The following is a 22,332-nucleotide window of genomic DNA, read 5'->3' as shown; positions in this document are numbered from 1 at the left end:
GCACACCTTGCATTAGTCGTATTTGGCGTTAGTCAGCAACCACTGATTTGTCTGCCATACCAATACCACCGGCTTTCTGTCTTGGTGGAAACGCTTTGAGTGACTTCTGATATTCCGCCGCTGATTTTTGCAGCTTTGGTAATACCCAAGACTTCTCTTTCATCCATAAGAACCAACCGCGAGTATCAGGGCTACGCTCGTAAGGATCAGCTTTGATGTTAATGAGCATCCCTAGTGGCCACTCTTCAGGAGGTGCAATCCACTCCGTTTTGGTTTTTAGATGCACTTTCCAATCATCCACTCGGAACGCATTCAAATCTTGCTCGTTGTAGAAGAAAAACTCATGACGCTGACTCGGCTCGCCTTTAGTCAACATGTCCAGTTGGTTATAACCATCCAAGTGAACTTGATAACGCTCGCCGTTTAACTCTTTTCCATCAAGCAGTTCTTGCTTAATGTCGCCTTCACCCACTGCAGCCATAATGGTTGGCACCCAGTCTTCTGAGGTCATGAAGCCATCGGTGTATTCACCTTGAGGGATTTTATCCGGCCAGCTGACCAGCATAGGCACACGGAAACCGCCATCCCATGTCGTGCCTTTTTGTCCTCTGAATGATGCAGAGCCAGAATCAGGCCAGTGATCTAGGTTTACGCCATTGTCAGATGTGAAGAGAATGATGGTGTTGTCGATTTCGCCCAAGTCTTCAAGCTTGTCGAGCAGCACACCGATCTGGTCATCAAGTTCGATCAAGCCATCGTAGTAGGTGTTGATTTGGCTCGCGCCTTGATACTCAGGACGCACGTGTGTTTTTTGGTGCATACGCGTCGGGTTGTACCACATAAAGTAAGGTTGTTCGTCTTTCTCTGCTTCATGCTTATCAAGCCAGCCCGTAGCAAACTCCAAAAATTCGCCGTCAATGGTCTGCATGCGTTTAGCACCGAGCGTGCCTTTGTCTTCAATGGTCTGTTTACCGACAACACCAAACCTTGGATCTTCTTTCATATCCACCGTATCGGTTGCCACAGTGTGAAGCACATTACGAGGGCGACTTCTGAAATTCGGGTCTTTAGGAAACTCTGGCTGTTCTGGCATTTCCATCACGTTAAGGTGATAAAGGAAACCGAAGAATTCATCAAAGCCGTGCACTGTTGGAAGGTGGCTATTGTTGTCGCCTAAGTGACTTTTACCGACATGTACGGTCGCATAACCTTTGTCTTTCAGCATTTCAGCTAGAGTTGGATCTTCTTTTTGAAGGCCAAGCGAAGAGCCCGGCTGACCGACAGACGTTAAGCCTGTTCGGAAAGGATACTGACCCGTGATAAAGGCAGATCGCCCTGCAGTAGAGCTACCTTGTGCGTAGTAATCACTGACCATCATGCCGCGTTCGGCAATTCGATCAATGTTCGGCGTATCCACCGCGCCTAAACCACGGTGGTAGGCAGACAGATCCGTTGGGCTCACATCATCGAGCATGATGGCAACCACATTGGGTTGGCTCGCTGCATGTACGTTGACGCTCGCCAGTACCGAGAGCGCCAGAGCGGATTTAACAAAAGACTTATACATTTATAACCCTCATTCACTATGAGTAAATCGCTGAAGTCACAACGAAAATTGTGCATGTCTCAGCGAACCATTGTTGAGGTAAATGATATAAGAATGACGCCAAAAATGGCTTGATAGCCACTATTACGATTCTTAATAGTAGCTGTTAGAAAGGAGGAATTATTTAAAGAAAATAGTAACGTGAAGCTAGAGCTAGGATTGAATAATCGACGTAATTTCTTTTTGAAGCCAATCCGTGAACGGGTTATTGCGGTTTGCTTGATGAGTAAACAGTGCCAACTCTCGACGATAGGTGTCTTTCAACAGCTCCGGCGGCAAATCGATACAGCGATAAGAGTGATCAAGTAAATAGCGGCATTTCGACGATGTCACATAGATGAAGTCGCTGTCCTTAACGACTTCTAGCATCAAGTTCATATTGTTGCTTCTGAGCGCAATGTGTTTATCTAAGTCATATTTTTTGATCAACATTTCCGTCTTGGACGGCTGAATGTAACCAGGGATCATATTGATACAGAGTGGGTATTTCAGAATGTCCTCAAGGGAATTACCTCGAATTGGGTGGTCAGCTCTCAGCACCAACATGAACTTATCAAAGCCAACTGGGCGTTCAGTCAGGGTTTTATTGACGTCCATAGGAAGATAGCTCACACCCCAACACATTCGGTTGGTCTCTAGAGACTGGACGCCGTTATCTAACCAAGGTGAGCATTGGAACGTCACTTGCGGCGCTTCTTTGGTCAGTTTTTTGATTAGTGGCACACCCACTGGGATCAACAGCGGGGAAGGCAACATGATTTGAACCTCCCCTCTTAAATCTTCCAACCCCCACTCATCATTGGGTATGTAAAGGTTATCTAGCTGCTCTAATAGCAGAGGCAACGTTTCGATAAGCTTCAAGCATTTTGGGGTAGGCTCAAGTCTTGCTTTATCTCTAACAAACAACTCGTCATCAAATTGTTCTCTGAGTTTACGAAGCATGACACTGATCGTCGGCTGACTTACGTTCAAGGCTTTGGCTGCACTCACCGTTTGACGAGTTTCATTAAGCACCAAAATGAGCCGCAGTAAGTTTAGGTCTTTGGTCATGCCCTACTCCAAATGATTTAGAAAAGTGGAAAGTACGCTGGCGAATACCCTTTTTTCATCGCTTCTACCATAGGTAATAGTTTGGGTAATGCGTGACAAAAAAACATCTCATACCCTTGGCACAAATGATTCATCGGACTGCCATCTTCGGTTGTTGCTATTCTGTTTTTAGGACAACCACCTTGGCAAAGTTCAACAAAATCACAACGTCGACAAGTGCTATTTAACTCATGATATTTGTTGGTGCCAAACGCTATTTGTTCTGGTGAGCTCGCCATAGTCGCAAGCTTATCACTGTTCATGGTGCCCAATTGATGATCTTGATACCCATAATGGTCACAACTGTAAACATTGCCGTCATGCTCAACCATTAATTGCTGCCCACAAGTCGCGCTGTGATGACACATTTGGCTTTGGTAACCCATCAACACCATTAAACAGTTTTCAAAAAACTGGATATACACTTTACCGACATCATTGGCGCTCCATGCATCAAACAAGTCGCAAAGAAATTGCCCCCATTGCTCTCCCGTTAACGACCAGTCGTGCCCTGTTCGCCTGTCCAACTCATGATCGATACAAGGCTGAAACTGCATGTAACCACTGCCATTTTCAACCAAAAACTGATAAATCGTTTTACCGTGTTTGTAGGTTTTATTGTTCACGACCGTTAACGTATTAAAATCAACATTGTGCTTCTTAAGGTAAGACACCCCACGCATTGTACGTTCAAAAGACGACTCGCCATTTTTGTCGATCCGAGCGATGTCATTCAGAATATTGGGGCCATCGATACTGATGCCCATCATAAAATTATGTTTAGCAAAGAAACTCGCCCAACGATCGTTAATCATGGTTCCATTGGTCTGCATCGTATTCACGACGCGCTTTTTCGCCGCTTTGCTTGCCTGCGCTTTCATCGCTGCTTCATAGAAATCAAGCCCTCTTAACATAGGCTCGCCACCATGCCAGATAAAGTCCACTTGCTGATCTTTCATTGGCTGCGCGTCGATATGAGCACCGACAATTTGCTTCATCATGTCCAAAGACATTGACGATCTTTTATCGCCATCTTGTCTATTGAGATAATAGCAGTAGCTACAATCCAGATTGCACTGAGCCCCTTCTGCTTTAATGAATAAGCTAAAAGGATAAGTAGATGTGTTCATATCGATTCCCGTACTTTTTTGCCAACATATCAACCGAAAATCAATCAAACAATAGCGCCTCACGCCCCCTACCTGCACACGTCGTAGAGTCGCTTCACTACCCTAAAACAATGTTAATTAAAACAAATGCTTGAGGGGAAAAATTAGACTATTAACATCCTTAATATCGGCTATTACACTCCTTAATCTCACTTGCTCATATGATAAATGCCTAATTCTGTTCCTACGATCTAAGGTGTTCCATGAGAAAGCTCCTCTATAAGAAAAGTGTACTGACCAGTTTAGTGTGTTCTTTATCCAGTATTATCGCGATGCCATCCCTTGCCCAACAATCTATTAATCCTGAAGAAGAGCTCGCTTACAACCTCGGTGTTCAAGCATTTATCTATGGTACAGGCCCATTAACCGTGGCAGCGGTTAGGCAAACGACCACATCTGTTGACGCGCCGATGGACAACGCCATGGCACCATTGAATGAGATGGGTAAAACACGCGTTCTATCCGGGCCTCAGGATAGAATTGTGCCTACCGTCAACAACGATACGCTCTACTCACAAGCTCACTACGATCTGGATTTATCAGGTCCAATGGTGATTGATATTCCTCGCACCGATAACCGTTATTACATTGTTCAGCTATTAGATGCTTACTCAGATTCGATTGAAGATCTGCACGTAAAGAATGTCGGCGACCAAGGTTCAAAAGTGCTTTTGGTTAACAAAGGGTGGGCTGGTGAAGTGCCAGAGGGGATTGATCGTGTCGTAGAGTCTCGCACTTCTATGGTTTGGTTAATTCAACGAACGGGCGTATTTGGCGAGCAAGATCTCGATGACGCACTGGTTACTCACGATAAATTCCTCAGCTACCCACTCGATCAACTCGGCGCAGAGCATGACATCGTAGAACTCAAAGCTTCGACAGGTCGCATCCCACCCATGGCGAGGCCTGAAGGGTTAGAGTGGTATTCATTGATTGACCGTGAGCTACGTAAAAACCCGATTCCAGAAGATGCTGCCATCGTTGATCAATTCCAACAAATTGGTATTGGAGGATCGGCCCCCTTTAACCCGAAAGCGCTAACTTCAGCACAGAAGAAAGGACTAATGCGCGCGATTGACTCTTCGCAACAGATCATTCAATACGCAGGTCGAAGCATCGGCGATGTCAATAACGGCTGGTCGATGATGTACGAGGGAGGTCGTTACGGAAATGATTATCTAAGCCGAGCGAGCATCAATATGCGTGCGGCAGGTTTGAATGTGCCAGAGCGAGCACTCTACCCAAATAGATACACGGACTCGAATGGCGAGCAGCTTTCGGGAGACAATCAATATCGAATGACCATGCCAGCTGATGCACCCGCTGATGCCTTTTGGTCATTGACTATGTACGATGCTGAAAACTTGTTCATGGTTGAGAACTTCATTCAACGCTACTCCATTTCAACCAATCGTAAGGATGAACTGAAATATGCAGAAGACGGCACCTTGCCAATATGCATTCAATACGTAAAACCGTCCGATCCAACATGTAACTGGCTACCAGCCCCTCAAGATGACTTCTATCTTCACATGCGCCTGTACGAGCCAACTCAGACCGTTCTCGACAATGAATATCCACTGCCACAAGTTGAAAAACTCTAGCCTCAATTTGGTTAATTACGTCGATTAATCCAACTAAGGCAATTAAGTCGATCAAGTCAATTGCCACGCTGCGCTTAGTATTCGCTCGTGGCAATTCGTTCTATCCCTAAATACATAACTCATACACTGAAAATAAGGTTCTATTCTTGAAAACACCTTTCATCACACTGTCTTTTTTAGTAACAGGGATAGTCAGCTCTCTTACTCACGCGGGAGGGTTAAATCTATCTCAGATTGCGACAACTAAAAGCGTTGGCACAGCAGGCACAGGAAACGTAACCGCGAACGATGCATCCGCAGTGATCACCAATGCTGCGGGGTTATCGGCCATTAAAGAGAGTGCTTGGATTCTCGGCGTTCAATACCTCGATGTCGAAACCACTTTTGTCCGTGACGATAACTCGGCTTCGACTACAGGAAGCAGCGCCGATGTTCTCCCTCACCTGTCTTACGCATCAAGGTTAAATGACCAATGGGTCGTCGGCGCAGCATTGCACGCAGCTGGCGGCACTGGCGTTGAATACTCACACGGCGTTGGCGCGCACCCTGCTTTATTGATCAAAGAAAATAGCATTTCGGCGCTCAACTTAACGTCGTCATTGTCATATCAGGTCAATAAACAACTGTCTCTTGGTGGTTCTTTGATATTGCAGCACACAGCGCTTGAAACTCAAGCTTCGAATGGTCGAGAGCTTCAAGGAGATAGCCTAGACCTAGGGTTTGGCCTGAGTCTCAATCACCACATCAGTGACAACACACAATTGGGTGTCAGTTATCAGGGCCAATTTGATCACGACCTTTCCCTTGATAACGCCAACGCTTTTGGAATTAGCTCTGAATTGACATGGGTTCGAAGCTTAAACTTAGGGTTGAAGCATTCATTAAATGAAGATTTAAACCTTCTACTCAGCTCCAACATGGAGACATGGCAAGATTATGATGACAAATATTCAACCACTTACTCTCTTGGGGTTGGTGTGGAATACGCATATGAGGATTGGTTGCTGTACAGCGGACTGAGCGGTGACACGAGCCCTGTAAGCAGTCAAAACAGAGATGTGTTACTCCCGCTCGATAAACAGTGGCGTATCGGATTCGGCGCTGAGAAGAAGATATCCAGTGACTTACATCTAGGGTTGAGCTACCAATACCAAGATTTGGGCCATGGTGAAATTAGTGCTGACTCAGGACTATTTCAGCCTTCTGGCAGCTATTCGACCAACAGAGTTCACTTCATCACTTTGTCTCTTCGCCATTAAAGCTAACTCTTAAGCGTTATTCACTTCTAGCTTCTAGCTTCTAGCTTCTAGCTTCTAGCTTCTAGCAGGAAACCGTACAAAAAAGGATTGGCTGTGGTAGCAATCCTTTTAAATTCATGAATATCATTCTGCCAACCAGAAAGGCTCGAACACCCTTTACGCTCATGGTAATTGTCGTTATTGTGATTCTCTACGTCATCACCACAAGGACTGTCTGAGAGTTATGAACAGCACGATTGAAACTATTCTGGGGCATCGCTCCATTCGTCAATATACAAATCAACCGATTGAAAAAGCACAACTTGATATAATTATTCAGGCTGGTCTCGCGGCTTCATCATCGAGCTTACTGCAGGCTGTTTCTATTGTGAGAGTGACAGACACAGAGAAGCGCAAGTTGCTAGCTGAATACGCAGGCAATCAAGCTTACGTTGAGAACGCGGCAGAATTTTTGGTGTTCTGTATCGACTATCAACGTCATGCTCAGATTAACCCTGAAGTAAAAACCGACTTTACCGAGCTGACTCTGATTGGCGCGGTAGATTCTGGCATCATGGCGCAAAACTGCATGCTGGCTGCTGAATCTCTTGGCTTAGGTGGCGTGTACATTGGTGGCTTGCGTAATAGTGCGCAGCTAGTCGATGAGCTACTGGAACTGCCACAACACACGGCAGTGCTATTTGGTATGTGTTTAGGTCACCCTGCGCAGCAACCTGAGATAAAACCTCGCCTTCCTGCTCACGTAGTAATGCACGAAAACCAATACCAGCCGCTAAGCCTAGATGAAATTGCCAGCTACGATGATTCGATGCAAAGCTACTACGCAAGCCGTTCAACCAATCAAAAGCAAAGCAGTTGGTCACAGCAGATAACTCAAAAGCTGTCTGGCGAATCTCGACCGCACATTTTGCCTTACTTAAACAGCAAGCAATTGACCAAGCGTTAAGCCGTTAAGAGCTTGCAACAAACCACAGCAAACCGCAGCACAAACAAAAATGTCAGCGTATTATGCGCTGACATTTTTTATTTCTACGGTGCTAACTCTTTTATAAGTATTTCTCAATCGGTAACAACTGTAAGAAGCCTGATTGCATGCGTTCCCACTTACCGGTTTCTGGTTCGCTGTCCCAACTTTGCTCGCCTGAATACCAATACACATCACCGTCTTCCAGTTCCAAGCGCCAACTGTTGTCGTCACTCATTGCTTGCTCAATGGTTTCTGCTAACGTTTCTGCAATCGCTTTGTTCTCGATGATCAAAACCGATTCAGTATTGAGATAGGTAGAGCGCAGGTTGAAGTTAAATGAGCCAATACTCGCGATGCTACGGTCAAACACCACTGACTTTGCATGCAAGCCATAGGCAGTCTCAGGCGCACATTTCGACACGTCTTGAGTCGAAGCTTCACATAGCTTTGATTCTGGTTTTAGCTCGAACAGGTCGATGCCATGTTCTAACATGTCGTAGCGTCGACCCGCGTAAGCTGAGTGATTAGTCACCAGATCATTAGACGCCATAGAGTTAGTTAGCGCTTGTATTTCAACGCCCTTATTATTCAATACCTGCCACTCTTCAAGCTGACCGTCATCGAATACAAGGTAAGCCGATTCCAACAAGATCTCTTGTTTCGATTCACTCGCTAACTTCCCTAGAAGAATCGCGGTCGCTTTTGGTTCATCAGTATTATCGGAGTCATCAGGGACGGGTTGATCGTAAACAAAACGCGCATTCACCCATGTCATCTCACCAATCACCTCTTTCAGTAAGCTATCAGCAGCCTTACGATCTAATGGCAATTCAGGGTAATTTTGATAATGCGGAACGACAATATTATCTATCTTTGAGAGATCAGGTTGTTCGTCATCACCCAACATATCGACTGGGTAAGACCAACGACTGTTCCAGTATTCAACAAAACTGGTTTGGATGGTGTTAACTACCGAGCCCATGACTAATACATCGCGGTCTCGGAAATTGATTTCATCAGAAAGGTCGAAGTATTCATCACCAATATTACGCCCGCCCACTACAGACAAAGTGCCATCTACGGTAAACGACTTATTGTGCATACGGCGATTTAAACGAGAAAAGTCACCGACAAAGCTCAACCATTTACTGAAGCCACGGCGTGTGGGTGTTGGATTGAAGATACGAATCTCGACGTTCGGGTGCACATCCAATGCCGACAGTAACCCTTCACGTTCGTTGAGGTTGATATCATCCAACATTACGCGCACCTTCACACCACGCTCAGCCGCGGCTAATAAACGGCTAGCGAGATAGCTGCCCGATTCGTCAGAGTTCCAGATGTAGTATTGAATATCGATGGTGTGTTCAGCCGATTCAACAAGTGCCAATCGCTGAGCCAATGCATCCCAACCAGATTCTTGTAAACGAACAGCAGTGGTTGCTTGCTCTAATACTTCAGGTTGATATTCACTGGCTAAAACCGACAAAGTGCTAGGTTCAGGAGAGGTTTTCGGTTCAGCTGGGTGGTCGATGCCTTCGGGTAATGAAGAGCAGCCGCCGAGAATAGCGACTAAAACTAAGGTTAAACTGATGCGTTGGAGCACAGGCATGTGTCTGACTTCCTTTTCACGGTAACGTCTTTAGAAACTGTCCCAACAGCTTTGCGATTAACAATCTGTTTAGGTCTATTCATTGATTATTACTGCTAAAACCTGAAATTTATAGGTAATTATCGAGTATAAATGAAACATCAGTACTCCATCGTGAGCAGCACATCACTAAACCACGCCCTGAAATCTTCACCTTTGTTCTGAAATTACCGCGATTTCAGCTGTTCGATGCCCAAGCAATAAAGGCTTAAAGGCTTTCTCACCATCCCAACAGTGATCTGAATTCTATCCGGGTTACAGCTCAGTGCTAGCGCGTAGCCATGCAGATAATCCACCAGCAAATGAAGGGCATTTTCGGTTTGTTCGGCAGTTAAATTCAAAGGGCTCAACACTGCTTCAAAGCGCTCACTAAACACCTCAACGGGCCCCAGAGATTTCATTGTCAGCAGGGTTTCTAACAGCCCACGATAATCATTCAATACAGATAAATAACTTACACTGAGTTGATAAAGATTCTCTTGCCACACTTGGTTTTGTTCGGGCTGCGCGACCTCTCTTACCAAAGAGACCGTAATCGATTCCAAGAGATCATTTTTGTTTTGGAAGTAATGGTATATGGCCATCGCATCCACGCCGAGCTCTGTCGCTAACCCTCTGATACTCGGGACTTTGCCGCCTTCGCGCATCATGCTTTTGGCCGTATCTAAGATCTTCTCTGCGCTGAGTTGGCTTGATCCACTCTTTGGTCGACCTCGCTTTTGATCCTTGACAGTCATACCGTCACCTCTTAAACTTTATTTCTACACTGTAGAATACTTTAATTTATTATCGTGTAGATGCCAAGTTTCTCATCGATATCGGAGTTAAAAATGTCAAATATTGTATTTATCGCAACCAGCCTTGACGGTTACATTGCAGACAAGCAAGGCGGCTTAGATTGGCTGCAAGCAATTCCAAATCCAGACGGTGACGACATGGGTTACAACGCTCATACCGATCGTATCGATGCACTGGTCATGGGACGAAATACAATGGACATGGTGTTGAGCTTTGGTATCGATTGGCCTTACAGCAAGCCCGTCTATGTACTGAGCAACACTTTAAATGAAGTGCCTCAAGAGCTTGAAGGTAAAGTATTTTTGATGAAGGGTGAGCTCACCCAGATCATCGAGGAATTGAACAAAAAAGGCATGAGAAACCTTTACATTGATGGTGGCGTCACCATTCAAAACTTCATGAAAGAAGACCTGATTGATGAGCTGATCATCTCGACCATTCCTGTCGTACTTGGTGGTGGGTCCCCGCTATTTGGTGACTTAGTGTCCCCTGTCGATTTTACGTTGAGAGACGTCACGACGTACCTTGATGAGATCGTGCAAACGCATTACTTACGTAAGCGCTAGAGCTGTTGTTCATCAAAGGGGCATGTAAGGATCAACACCGGAAACATTGTTCACGCTACATAACGTTTATCGTCCCTACACAAGCCTCCCCTATAGTAGTACCCTTTATCGTCTCTCATTCTTGATGGTATCTGGATCTTATGAAGCTTTTGGTCGATCGAACTAGTGAACAGTTTTTAGAAATCCTGCAAGAATCGGGAGACACGCTGACGGTTCAATTCATTAGCAATGAAGGCAATCGAAAAGGTAAACCGTTCCAAGATAGCTTGAGTGGATTATTCCTCACGGGGTGGAAGCCGCGCACCACTTCAACCGCCATCGGATTAGAACGCTTTAAGCAAGGCAAGCTTAAAGATCCCAAAGTGAGTTTCGCATTGCACCAACTCTATCCACTGGGTCGAGACGTAAAATTACCTTCCGGTGATATCGCTACAGTCGCAAGTTACGCCAATACTCATAGAGATGGTTACTATATGTTTGTGCGCCTCAACGATGAGTTAACACGACTCAAGATTACGCCCGATTGGGAACTGCAACCTTCCGCTCAAAGATTGGCTCTGCCATATTACCCAGCCCCAAGAACCAAGGAAGAGCTCGACAACATTGACGATTTTGATGCGTGGGCGGGCGGTTTTTAAACACTCTTTACCTACGCCTATCAGCACATAATCCCCAGGCTATTATCAATTTATTTTTGAAAATAATTCAAATGTGGCGCTGTTTATCGTTTCAAATATTCCTACTATTATTTATCCATCGATACAGACTGTAGCTCAATGAACAAAGAGTGGCGCTGTAAACACAGACAAATCACCATTTCGGTGAAAAGTAATATAGGTACGAACATGACTCAACTAACTATCGTCGCAAACATCGTCGCTAACGAAGACAAAATCGAATTGGTTAAAGCAGAGCTGCTAAAGCTGATTGATATTACTCGCGCTGAAGAAGGCTGCATCAACTACGACCTTCACCAAGACAATGAAAATCCAGCACATTTCACTTTCTACGAAAACTGGACGTCTCGCGAACTTTGGCAAGTACACATGGGCAATACTCACCTTGCTGAATACATGGCAGCAACCGAAGGCAGTGTTACGTCGTTTACACTTAACGAGATGACTAAGATCGCTTAAGTACAGTTCCAGTAGTCTGTTACTAGAAAGCACACTGACCAGCTATCGAATTCGATTTAAAAGCCCCGCGGCACGCCTAGGTTCGCGGGCTTTATCTATTTAATCTGATTATTACGCATTATCGATCGCTTTCAGTACTTTACATGGATTACCCACCGCAACCACATTAGCTGGGATGTCTTTGGTTACCACACTGCCCGCGCCAATCACACTGTTTTCGCCGATCGTGACACCTGGGCAGAGAATCACACCGCCACCCAACCAAACATTGTCGCCAACGTTAATCGGTGTGCCAAACTCTACGCCCTCTTCAACACGCCCTTTCACATCTAATGGGTGACCCGCTGTTAGAATCTGTACATTGGGCCCGAGCAACACATTGTCGCCAATGGTCACTTCTGCTACATCCAGAATCACGCAATTGAAGTTAGCGTAAAAGTTCTTACCCAGCTTGATGTTTGAGCCGTAATCACAACGGAACGGCGGCTCTAAGTGCGCGCTTTCGCAGCCGGGAATTAATTCTTGAGTAGCCGCTTTCCATTCAGGTGTGTCAGGAATACTGTTATTAAGTTTTTGAAGCACTTTTCGGCACTCAATTCGCGCCGAGTACAACTCTTCATCCCAAGCCTGATAAGGTTCGCCAGCTAGCATTTTTTGTTTTTCTGTTCTCACGTTACTTACCTGTTTTCACATAACTTATCTAGTTTCACATTACTGACCTGTTTTCACATAACTTAACTAGTGGTGGTCAATTCATACACCAAAAAACGCAATATCGCATATCTAGAACGGTCACAATAAGTTCGGTTTCTAACGGATTTCGAAGATGCGTAGCCAATCACAATTTGTAGGTAAAATATGAAACTCACTCACAGTTAATTGAGCCTAGACACGCTGAGCAACTGAGTCGCGAACCACTAAACTTCCAGTCGTACTCAAAGCTTTGGCTTGCTCAGTTTCACCGACAATTTGCAGGATCGCCTTTTGAGTCATTTGCTCCAATGGCACACTCACAGACGTGAGGCTTGGCGTTAAAAACGCCCCCACTTTGCTGTTATCAAAGCCGACGATAGAAACATCTTGAGGCAATGAGTACCCAAGTTCGGTTAACGCCTTAATCGCACCAATCGCCATGTCATCGTTTTCAGACAAGATAGCAGTGAACATTGCTTTGCTTTTTACCAAGGCTTGAACAGCGTGATAACCGCTCTCCATCGTCCAATCGCCTTGAACGGCTTTAGATTCATCCAATGCAATATCGTGCTTGGTTAGCACACCTTGATAGGCTTTATAACGCTGTTCATCGGTCGAAGACCCGGCTTTACCACGAATCACCGCAATGTCTGTATGGCCTTGCTCAATGATGTGTTCCACCATCAAACAGGCGCTCTGATAATGGTCTGTGGTAATGGCATGATTAGGCTTCGACGGCATTTCGCGGTTGATCACCAGAATCGGTGTGTCGGTGCTTTCGATGATCAGAGCGATATCGCTTTCGGTTAAACATTGCGGATAAATGATGATGCCAGCGCACTTCATATCGAGCAGAAAATTGATCGCCTTTCTTTCATCTTCAGCGCTGTGCTTACCATCAGTGATCACCAGTTGGTGATTCGACTTTTCGCTGTAAGAAGCGGCGTGATACATCAAAGAAGAGAAGTACGGGCCATTGAACAGCTCATTGGTAATTACGAACCCAATGAAGTTGGTCTTTTTGGTCGCCAATTGCTGAGCTAACAGGTTTGGCCGATAACCCGTCTCTTGTATCGCATCGAATACCTTTTTCACCACGTCTGGGCGCACGATGTTCTTGCCATTTAAGACACGAGAAACGGTCGACTTAGATACGCCTGCGCGGTTCGCGACATCAAGCATGGTTACCATTACTTCTTTTCCTTTATAAAAAATTAGTCGACATAGGCCGACTAATTCATTGCAAAATCACAGCTCACAGTTCGCATAACTGCGCTGGGGAATGCATTCTAAATAGTGGCACCGTTAGATGCAATCACGCCTTTGTACCACTCGAACGACTTCTTGCGCTTGCGCTCTAAAGAACCAGATTGATCGTTGTGCTTATCTACGTAAATGAATCCGTAGCGCTTTTTCATCTCACCGGTCGTGAACGACACCAAATCGATACAGCCCCAAGGGGTGTAACCCATGAGATCAACGCCATCAATTGCTACGGCTTTTTTCATCTCTTTGATGTGATCGCTAAGGTAAGCAATGCGGTAATCATCATTAATACTGCCATCTTCTTCAATAGTATCAACAGCGCCAAAACCATTCTCAACGATGAACAATGGCACTTCATAACGTTCATACAGAGACGCTAAACAGAAACGTAAACCAGTTGGATCAATTGGCCAGCCCCAATCACTAGACTGGATGAACGGGTTATCGACCGAGTTTTCATGACCGCCGTCCATCGCTTCTTCTGTAGATTGGTGAGAAGAAGAATCCAAGGTATTCGACATGTAGTAGCTAAAACCTAAGTAATCGGCCTTACCTTCTTTTAGGATCTGCTCATCTTCAGGTTGCATCTCGATGTTGAAGCCTTTGATTGCCCAGTCACGCTTAGCGTAATTTGGGTAATGACCACGCACCATTACATCCGAGAAGAAATAACGGTCACGCATCGCTTGTTGTGCCACCATGATGTCTTCAGGCTTTGAAGAGCGAGGGTAGAAAGGCACCATCGCACACATTGCGCCGATTTGAAGATCTGGATTGATCTCGTGACCTTTCTTAACCACCAACGCACTTGCCACAAACTGGTGATGAACCGCTTGATACATCGCTTCTTGCGGCTTTTCGCATTGTGGGAACTTCACGCCAGAGCATAACCAACCAAAGATATCTGCCGAAGTATTCATCTGGTTATTTATCTCATTGAACGTCATCCAGTACTTCACCTTGTGCTGGTAGCGTTCCATCACCGTGGTTGAATACTTAACAAAGAAATCGATCACTTTGCGGTTCATCCAGCCGCCGTATTCTTTGGCTAGGTGGTAAGGCATTTCAAAGTGGCTCAGTGTTACCACAGGCTGAATGTCGTATTTCAACAGCTCATCAAACAGATCATCGTAAAACGCTAAACCCGCTTCACACGGCTCGGTTTCATCACCATTTGGGAAAATACGCGTCCAAGCAATACTGGTTCGAAAGCATTTAAAGCCCATCTCTGCGAATAACTTAATGTCTTCTTTGTATCGATGGTAGAAATCAACAGCGACTTGGTTTGGGTAGTTTTCGCCATTAATCACACCATCGGTGATTCGACGTTGCACGCCATGAGCGCCCGCAGTTAATACATCAACAACACTTACACCCTTGCCATTCGCATCCCAGCCGCCTTCTAACTGATGCGCTGCAACCGCACCACCCCATAAAAAATCGTTCGGAAATTCGTTGTTCATACCATTACTCGCTACAAGTTATTCGCAAAAAAGATCAGGATTAAAGAGCTCACTGCAACTCTGAAACCGATTTCAATAAAAGTAAAGATACATCTTGAAACCGGTTTCAGCAATGCCTTTTTGATCTTCTGTTGATCTAAGTGAGATCTAAGGAAAGTAATCATGGTTGATGGATAACGTTCGAGAACGCCTACACAGAATGCAAAAAAAGCCAGTTCAATGACGATTGAGCTGGCTTTGTGTTGTTAGAGAAAAAAATAATCAGACTACGACAATGGCAACTGACGGATCATCTGCTGAACCTCATTACCATATTTTATTCGTTGTCGTGTCTCTTCTAATGCGTACATTTGCGTCTTCTTGGCTGCTGGGTTGGCACTTCGACCTTCCGTAACCATGGTATCAGCTGAAGACTTTTCTTCATCTAGTCGCCCAGGTATTGTTTTAACCGATGACCAACCTAAACCACCAATCGAGCGCGCCGTCATTATGCCTTGGTAGATGGTATAGCCTCGGGCGCCCACTTTGACTTGTCCGAGAAGAATCTTGGTAAATCCACCATGGATTGGAGGAGGCATATAGGTCATCGTTCTGCCACCCTGTGTCATTCTGGTCGCTATAACCTGCCCCTTAGAGCTGCCGATTCGCATCGCTGGGTTCGTTTTAGAGGCCCACGCAAGGTTGTATTCACCAGAAGGCCTAATCTTGTTCATCAAACGAGAACCAAGGCCGGGCTGAGTGACATCTTCCAATGCCCCACCTGCCCTTACCCAACGTAAGTTCTGAACCGACTTGTAGGCCGAATATCCGCCACTCACCACACCAATGATATCGAATGGAATCGTCGCAATATCAAGCTTATGAGAGATGTCACCATCATCGATAACCCCCGAAGCAATTTGTAGCGCACCACTAGTCATACCTGCAATACCACCGATAATACCCGCCGCCAATACTAAGCTAGAACCACCGGTTGGTGCCGCCAATGCAATACCCACAATACCCGCGATCACACCAAAAGCACCAAATAAGATCTTACTGATATTCAGGTGTCCGCTTGGGTCGGTGAAGTTAATCGGATCGTTATGGCAGTACACATAAGCATTGTGAACCCCCTCATTGAAAGGGGACAAACTGTCCGGTGCATTGAAGCGCATCAACTTCGGCTGGTAAACGCGATAGCCTTGACCTAAATGATAACCTTGTAGGACAGGATCCAACCACTCGCCATTAAAGCCAATTTCCGAATGAGAGATGGTCATCGACTGCGCCATCGCCAAACGAACCGAAGTAGGAAGCAGTGAGATACCACCAGCCACCGCTGCGGTTTGACCAATTTTAATCAGGAACTCACGTCGATTAAGTGGGGTAATAAATACCGAGTCTTTATTGTTCATTTGCATTCCCCGCTTGATCACGTTGCCCATATGGAGAGTAACGGTACATAGACCCTGTTTTACCCGACGTATTTGACGCGATTACCGAACCATTTTGATCCGTTGCCAACAGCGTGGTTTCCAAGTCCATCTCTGACCATTTAGGCACCCCTTCGTGATAGATATACTGAGTGAGTTTGCCATTTTCCTCGATCGAAGCGAGATCGCCCCATAGATAGTTAAAGTGACGAGATTCAGAAGCGGACTGTTGTGTAGATAGTCGGTCGTTGCTGTCATATTGATAGAGCCATTCGGCATTATCAGCTAACACACGCTGTAATCGGTCGAAATTGTCATATTCAAGAATTCGACCATCCGCATCTTCAATCATGTTGCCATTCAAGTCGTATTTCACTGTTACCTGACCGTCGAGTTGTGGATGGGAATGAGTAATACGAGTCAACTGGCAAGGGTCATCCGACTCATAAAAGTAACGAGCGAAATCCTCAGATTTAGTAGTCGCTGTGCGTTGCGTCAGCATGTTACCTAGCTCATTATAGCTCCAATCAATAGACGTCATAGGCTGAGACCAATCGCTCAGTGGGCCCGCGCCGAAGAACTCGACTTTAGTCAACTGAGAAAGGTCATCATAGGTATAGATTTCCGTCAGATTACCTAAAGTTGCACACTCCTTTTGACGAGAATTAAGCAGCCCTAACGCGTTATATTCTTGTGATTGCTCAAAGATATAATTATCGTTCAAGGCTATAGCTCGGTTGACTTCGCGACTATACTCATCCCATTCGAGTTCAGTGACTTGGGTTTGACTACCCGATATCAGTGTCTCTAATATCACTCGATCAAACTCATCATATTCGTAGTAAACCGTTGTTGAATTTGAACTCAATTTCACTAATCGTCCGAGTTCATCGTAACCATACTGGCGAGTGTCCGTGTCACTATCAATTGCAGCGATAACCCCACCATCGGAGTAGCTGTAGTAACGAGACTGACCATCATTCACCTCGGCGTCAGGCAAGCCTTTAGTCGAGTAGGTAATGGTACTTTGATTACCTTCACTGTCCTGACTCCCTGTCGGTAAGCCGGATATTGGATCATGACTGTAACTAGAAGCCTGCCCATCAGACGACTTAGCACTTAGCACACCCAATTGGTTATCGCGAGTAAATAGCCTTGTTGGAGCTGCCATGCTGGTTTCAGTTTCTGGGATATTGCTGCTATCCGCGTAAGTCCACGCCAATGAAGCTTGGGGACTCGCTCCTCTGCGCAGGGATCGCGGCCGTCCCAATCCATCAATATCACGTTGCCCTAAAGTCACCCCACTAATTTTCAGGTCTACAACTTGTGACTGATCGGTATGTTCAGCGTAAGTGATATCTTGATCGACACCGTTCGCTTGAGTCATGCGAATAACACGATCAAAACGGTCGTAATGGTAATGCTTGGATCGAGCGAGAGGATTCGTTTCTTTAATCAATCTTCCCCATGAGTCGTACTCATAATTCCAACTGTTGATGCCTTGCTCTTTTTTCTCTTCTAGCCCCCAGCTATTCAGAGAACTGACTGTCATAGTCAAGCCTTCAATACCTTGAGTTTTCTTACGTGAGGCGAGGTTATTGAACTCGACACGACGTTTTCCATTCGCTAACAAAGTCGCTTTAACCTGATCCCACTCATCGTATTCATAGCTTTCTGTTAACACCACAGGCGCCGCTCTGGAATTGCGATCAGGCAGCACATCGTAGGTACTCTTGCTTTGGAGTCTGCCCAACGCATCGTACATTTTTGACCACACTACTGAGCTGCCGATCTTCGCCTCTAGTTCGCGTCCTTGACCATCCCAGCTTTGTTCGCACACATTGCCTTTGCAGTCGGTTAACAACAGAGTTTGTCTGCTCAAACCAGTATCAACAATGTATTGATACGAACGGGCAGCACTTCCTTCAATCCGTTCTTCAGTAGTTCTACGAAGCGAATCATAAGTGAATGCACAGCTGACTCCGTCTGAGTCGACATGACGCGCGAGTTCTCCAATATCAAGGTAGTGCCCAACCGCAAGATTGGTTTTCATATTGTCGTGACAAGTCAGCTCTTCGTGTTCTTCCAGGACATCGTTATCCAACTCATAGCGATAGTTAGAAATAGCAGAGTACGTGCCGTTAGGATGAAGAATGTCATTTTGGACTGAAGCCAATCGGCCGAAAGAGTACGTCTCACCAGTATCAGTTTGATAAGCGTAATGGCTTCTATAACGTTGCACGTCTTCTTCCAAGCTCAGAACCACGTCACGATGGCCATTCAGCCCCTCAATAGACGCATACTGATAAGACAGCGTTCGCTGCTCTGAACCGTTATTTAAGGCGCGTGATTTTACAAAATTCACCATACCCGTTGGCGATGCGGGGCAACCTGCTTCACCATTTTTTGCGTAATATTCGTAACGTTCTGCGATATTATTCTCATCAACGAACTTAAGCATGTTGCCATATTCGTCGTAGCCCCATAATCGACTTTGAGCTTGACTATCTGCCCCTGAGAACCAGATTTGTTCCTCTTTGCTGATCAGTGAATACTGAGCGGGTTGAGCGGAAAACTGTTGATTATCAATCGCTGGATATTCCAGCCTTTTCAAATGAACAAGGTTTCCGTTAACCTGCCGGGCTTCTTCAACGAGTAGATGAAATTGATTATATGTTTGCGCTGTTACAACGGTGCCATTTTCGATTTTTTGGACGCGATAAGTATATTCGTAACCACGCTCAAGCAGGTTATCAAGCCCTTCACTTAATTCACCACCACGTACACCATAACCCATGAAATTGCGGCTATCTGTACCAACACTGTCGTAGGTTGTGGTAATAACTGGCGAATTAAGGGTAAGGACATCGTGTGCAGTAACCGCTGGTAAGTAAGTCATTGAGTTGACTCGAATACCATCAGCTTTATATCTCAAACGCTCGGTCAAACCACAAGGGTGATTTACTTCATTGATTAGCGTATATGAACCAATGCTTTCATAACCGAAACTATAGCTACCTGCTTGTTCTGGTAAATTGCATTTGACGAGCTTGTTATTGCTAAGAGTAAGACTGAAGTAAGCTTCATGGGTACTACCAATATTAGTAAAAATATTAACGCGCCCTACCGAAATATATTCGACCCACAGCAGTGCGTTCTGTTTGGTTGTTCTGTCATCCCAAATTTTATCTAGGCGCTTATTTTGTCCCACGTTGAGCCAAAAAAAGTAGAGAGCATGACCATTGCTTTGGGTGATCTTAATGATGTCGCCATCTTTATCTAAAAGATCAGTACGGCCATTTTTATACGTGATTTCATAACCATTCGCGCTAGACGATACCGAAAAATCGAGTAGCTTTTTGTAGCGAATACTCATTTCGATATTGGCATTTAATTCAGCACGGTAGGATTGTCCATTTGCAAGATAGAGCTGTTGGTTCTCGATGTCGTATCTTGGAAGATTCAATTTCCAGCCTTTACCGAAACCAAGGTTGTCTGTCGAGTAAGGTGAGAATTGAATGGATATATCCAGATTTGGTCCCTTAAGCCAATTACCAATAAGAGAGCCAAGTAAGATTTGATATGAATAGCTTCTGGTTCTTTGGTCTACGCCTCCCGAACAAAAGCTATCAAAGTTAAAAGCGTTTGAAGTCCAATTAGACATAAATTTCCCCTAAAGTGAATGAGTTAGCCCAAATGGTTGGGCTAACTCTGTTTTATCCGAATGTTACTGGCTAACCAGGTTCCAATGGGTGTAATCCCATTTCTGGCCGCCACCGGTAAATTCACTTTGAGGATAAATAAGCTTTAGTGGTCCCTTATTTCCGTATTGGTCAAATACAGTAAATCGGTACTCTTTTTGAGAATCATTGTTCGATGTCCCGCTATTTGAATAAAGCAATTGGCTTAGAGTCACTGATCTTAGTTGCTGGTTAACTCGCCATACCGCCGTGCGACCTTCGCCAGCGGCGCTATTCCAAACATATTCATCAGATACATTACGCTCTGAACCTGGAGCGAACACATAACCTTTCACTGAACGAAAACCATTAGTGCAATCTGAATAACAACCTAACCACTCATCGTTTAGGAACACCTTATCGCTGTCCGACTCGTCGAAGTTATCCATAGCAACCTCGACCAGTTTCACTGAAGTATCTTTGGGCGTCACATAGAAGTTATACATCTCAGCTTTGTCGAAATAGAACCCATCAGCATTACTTTCTTCCCATACCTTGTCACCTTCTCCAATCTCTGAAAAGTCAGCAGCACTATAGGACTTAGGCTGTACGCTTTGATAGAAGGCACTTGATTCATTTGGATAAGCGCAGCTGTCGTAATAGTTATTGTCATACTGGCTACCAGTATTAAATTTAACTTTCATACAAACTTCGCGATGCTGAGCGATTTCGTTACTGTAAACCCAAGCGGTTAATTTGGTATCAGATGATGAAACACGAGACGTTTGTAGGCCTTTAGAATACCGATAATTGCTGCCCATTTGATGAGAATAGTCATTTGGGTTCAATGTATACCCCCAGCAATCTCTTCCGTAGGTACAGTCTTTATTTTTGCCTAACTCTTGTTCACTATTCTTAAGGTAAAAAGATATCGCACCTTCTAAGTCACTCTTAGGTACTGTTACTGGTCTGCCGTAACTATCAGCGAAGGAAACTGACACACTAAGTTTGGACTGCATTCTTCCATTGCCATAAAAAGGCATAGGTACGCCGTTGCTTTCATTATGATCAGCCGTTAAGTCATCGGCCACCACATGATAATCACTATTAATTCCTGCAAAACTTGCACTAGAAAAAAAACACGCTGACATTGCTAGTAACAATGATTTATTCATCGACAACTTCATAGTATTAACTCTACATATTATTAGGTAAGAAATTAAAGAAAAGACAATGATATCTCTGGGTATAACAACTTTGTTGATAGTTAAATTCACCCTAGGGTCTTTGCCCTATTTTAAAATTCACACTATCAACGATTACAAGTGACATTATCCATTCTGATAACCATTGCTTACACGCCATTTAATTGATTAAACAGACAGCGCTAATTTAATTAATCAATTCATCAATGTAAAATTTAAAAGTCTTCTTAGCGCTAGCCAAGCCATAAAATCTAATGAAAAACTATACCCATAAAAAACAATAACTTAAAATTTCACATGTAACATTATTTCAAATTCATTCATGCAATAGCCACACTCAGAATCGAGAGGGAATTACTTTTTATAAAAATAAGCCTGTTTATTTGTGGTGACTCGCATCGTTACACCACCTTACTGTTAATACTATCAGCGCTTTTACATTGTTTTTATATTAAGAAGAACTATTAGAGATAATTAACCTTACCAATAAAATGGTAATATTCATTATTCAGCTTATATCCTCAGATATCTACCGCGTTCGTTAAATACGTCAAAATATAAAAACCACCATGAAATCACTACTGCGTTCAATTATTAACCGACAAGATGATAATTTATATGCTTTTATCTAATTTCTATTAATATAATTAATGAAAAGTTAATGAGTTCTTATTAATGCTCTCTCTCAATATTTTGAAAACTCTGTTTGCCCCCTCTACCAAGATAGACTTCACACTCTAGAAAGCGAGTCTCTGTTCTACGTTG

At 44.5% G+C, this 22,332-nt stretch carries 17 protein-coding genes; 6 read left to right on the top strand and 11 right to left on the bottom strand.

All coding sequences use genetic code 11. The annotated features are described in order from the left end of the window. Positions 1–28: 28 nt before the first annotated feature. The 3 genes from DUN60_RS17515 to DUN60_RS17505 all read right to left on the bottom strand — a co-directional run bounded on the left by DUN60_RS17515 (position 29) and on the right by DUN60_RS17505 (position 3,825). The gene (locus DUN60_RS17515; RefSeq protein WP_114634535.1) at positions 29–1,567 is read right to left on the bottom strand and encodes a sulfatase-like hydrolase/transferase; all 1,539 of its coding nucleotides are present in this window, start codon (positions 1,565–1,567) and stop codon (positions 29–31) included. A 192-nt stretch (positions 1,568–1,759) separates the two neighbouring features. Further along, positions 1,760–2,656 carry a LysR family transcriptional regulator gene (locus DUN60_RS17510; protein ID WP_114634533.1) on the bottom strand — a complete coding sequence of 299 codons (897 nt, stop codon included), beginning with the start codon at positions 2,654–2,656 and terminating at the stop codon, positions 1,760–1,762. 17 nt (positions 2,657–2,673) lie between these two features. After that, positions 2,674–3,825 (bottom strand): anaerobic sulfatase maturase, encoded by a 1,152-nt coding sequence (locus DUN60_RS17505; protein WP_114634530.1) that lies wholly within the window; start codon positions 3,823–3,825, stop codon positions 2,674–2,676. 242 nt (positions 3,826–4,067) lie between these two features. Here DUN60_RS17505 and DUN60_RS17500 point away from each other — a divergent pair, with 242 nt between their 5' ends. The 3 genes from DUN60_RS17500 (at position 4,068) to nfsA (ending at position 7,673) form a co-directional block, all read left to right on the top strand. Next, a complete protein-coding gene (locus DUN60_RS17500; RefSeq protein ID WP_114634528.1) occupies positions 4,068–5,468 on the top strand; it encodes a DUF1254 domain-containing protein in 1,401 nt (466 codons plus the stop codon). 146 nt (positions 5,469–5,614) lie between these two features. Beyond that, entirely contained in the window at positions 5,615–6,727 is a 1,113-nt protein-coding gene (locus DUN60_RS17495) for an OmpP1/FadL family transporter (RefSeq protein ID WP_114634526.1), read from the top strand. A 223-nt stretch (positions 6,728–6,950) separates the two neighbouring features. After that, the gene (gene nfsA / locus DUN60_RS17490) at positions 6,951–7,673 is read left to right on the top strand and encodes an oxygen-insensitive NADPH nitroreductase (protein ID WP_114634524.1); all 723 of its coding nucleotides are present in this window, start codon (positions 6,951–6,953) and stop codon (positions 7,671–7,673) included. A 100-nt stretch (positions 7,674–7,773) separates the two neighbouring features. On the opposite strand, the gene DUN60_RS17485 is transcribed toward nfsA, so the two are convergent. Together DUN60_RS17485 and DUN60_RS17480 are read right to left on the bottom strand one after the other, a co-directional pair. Continuing rightward, positions 7,774–9,306 carry a phospholipase D family protein gene (locus tag DUN60_RS17485; protein ID WP_114634522.1) on the bottom strand — a complete coding sequence of 511 codons (1,533 nt, stop codon included), beginning with the start codon at positions 9,304–9,306 and terminating at the stop codon, positions 7,774–7,776. A 206-nt stretch (positions 9,307–9,512) separates the two neighbouring features. Then, positions 9,513–10,082, bottom strand: a complete 570-nt coding sequence (locus tag DUN60_RS17480; RefSeq protein WP_114634520.1) for a TetR/AcrR family transcriptional regulator — start codon at positions 10,080–10,082, stop codon at positions 9,513–9,515. 60 nt (positions 10,083–10,142) lie between these two features. Between DUN60_RS17480 and DUN60_RS17475 the strand changes: the two genes are divergently transcribed. From DUN60_RS17475 to DUN60_RS17465, 3 genes are all read left to right on the top strand, one after another. Then, on the top strand, positions 10,143–10,709 hold the full coding sequence (locus tag DUN60_RS17475; RefSeq protein ID WP_114634519.1) for a dihydrofolate reductase family protein: 567 nt from the start codon (positions 10,143–10,145) through the stop codon (positions 10,707–10,709). Between the two features lie 140 nt (positions 10,710–10,849). Beyond that, positions 10,850–11,347 (top strand): hypothetical protein, encoded by a 498-nt coding sequence (locus tag DUN60_RS17470; RefSeq protein ID WP_114634518.1) that lies wholly within the window; start codon positions 10,850–10,852, stop codon positions 11,345–11,347. Positions 11,348–11,554: 207 nt separating this feature from the next. After that, on the top strand, positions 11,555–11,845 hold the full coding sequence (locus DUN60_RS17465) for a putative quinol monooxygenase (RefSeq protein ID WP_114634517.1): 291 nt from the start codon (positions 11,555–11,557) through the stop codon (positions 11,843–11,845). A gap of 111 nt (positions 11,846–11,956) precedes the next feature. On the opposite strand, the gene DUN60_RS17460 is transcribed toward DUN60_RS17465, so the two are convergent. The 6 genes from DUN60_RS17460 to DUN60_RS17435 all read right to left on the bottom strand — a co-directional run bounded on the left by DUN60_RS17460 (position 11,957) and on the right by DUN60_RS17435 (position 21,537). Then, positions 11,957–12,517 carry a sugar O-acetyltransferase gene (locus tag DUN60_RS17460; RefSeq protein WP_114634516.1) on the bottom strand — a complete coding sequence of 187 codons (561 nt, stop codon included), beginning with the start codon at positions 12,515–12,517 and terminating at the stop codon, positions 11,957–11,959. Positions 12,518–12,730: 213 nt separating this feature from the next. Next, entirely contained in the window at positions 12,731–13,729 is a 999-nt protein-coding gene (locus DUN60_RS17455) for a LacI family DNA-binding transcriptional regulator (protein WP_114634515.1), read from the bottom strand. 98 nt (positions 13,730–13,827) lie between these two features. After that, the gene (locus tag DUN60_RS17450) at positions 13,828–15,267 is read right to left on the bottom strand and encodes a 6-phospho-beta-glucosidase (protein ID WP_114634514.1); all 1,440 of its coding nucleotides are present in this window, start codon (positions 15,265–15,267) and stop codon (positions 13,828–13,830) included. 266 nt (positions 15,268–15,533) lie between these two features. Continuing rightward, positions 15,534–16,664: an RHS repeat-associated core domain-containing protein gene (locus tag DUN60_RS17445; protein WP_114634513.1), complete on the bottom strand. Its 1,131-nt coding sequence runs from the start codon at positions 16,662–16,664 to the stop codon at positions 15,534–15,536. Then, positions 16,654–20,346 (bottom strand): RHS repeat domain-containing protein, encoded by a 3,693-nt coding sequence (locus DUN60_RS17440; RefSeq protein WP_114634512.1) that lies wholly within the window; start codon positions 20,344–20,346, stop codon positions 16,654–16,656. The genes DUN60_RS17445 and DUN60_RS17440 overlap by 11 nt, the downstream gene beginning before the upstream one ends. Before the next feature lie 63 nt (positions 20,347–20,409). Beyond that, positions 20,410–21,537 carry a hypothetical protein gene (locus tag DUN60_RS17435; RefSeq protein ID WP_114634511.1) on the bottom strand — a complete coding sequence of 376 codons (1,128 nt, stop codon included), beginning with the start codon at positions 21,535–21,537 and terminating at the stop codon, positions 20,410–20,412. Between the last annotated feature and the right edge of the window lie 795 nt (positions 21,538–22,332).

Origin of the sequence: Vibrio splendidus (assembly GCF_003345295.1) — a bacterium.
In the GTDB taxonomy this organism is placed as follows: domain Bacteria; phylum Pseudomonadota; class Gammaproteobacteria; order Enterobacterales; family Vibrionaceae; genus Vibrio; species Vibrio splendidus_K.
This window is presented reverse-complemented; position numbering and strand designations above follow the sequence as displayed.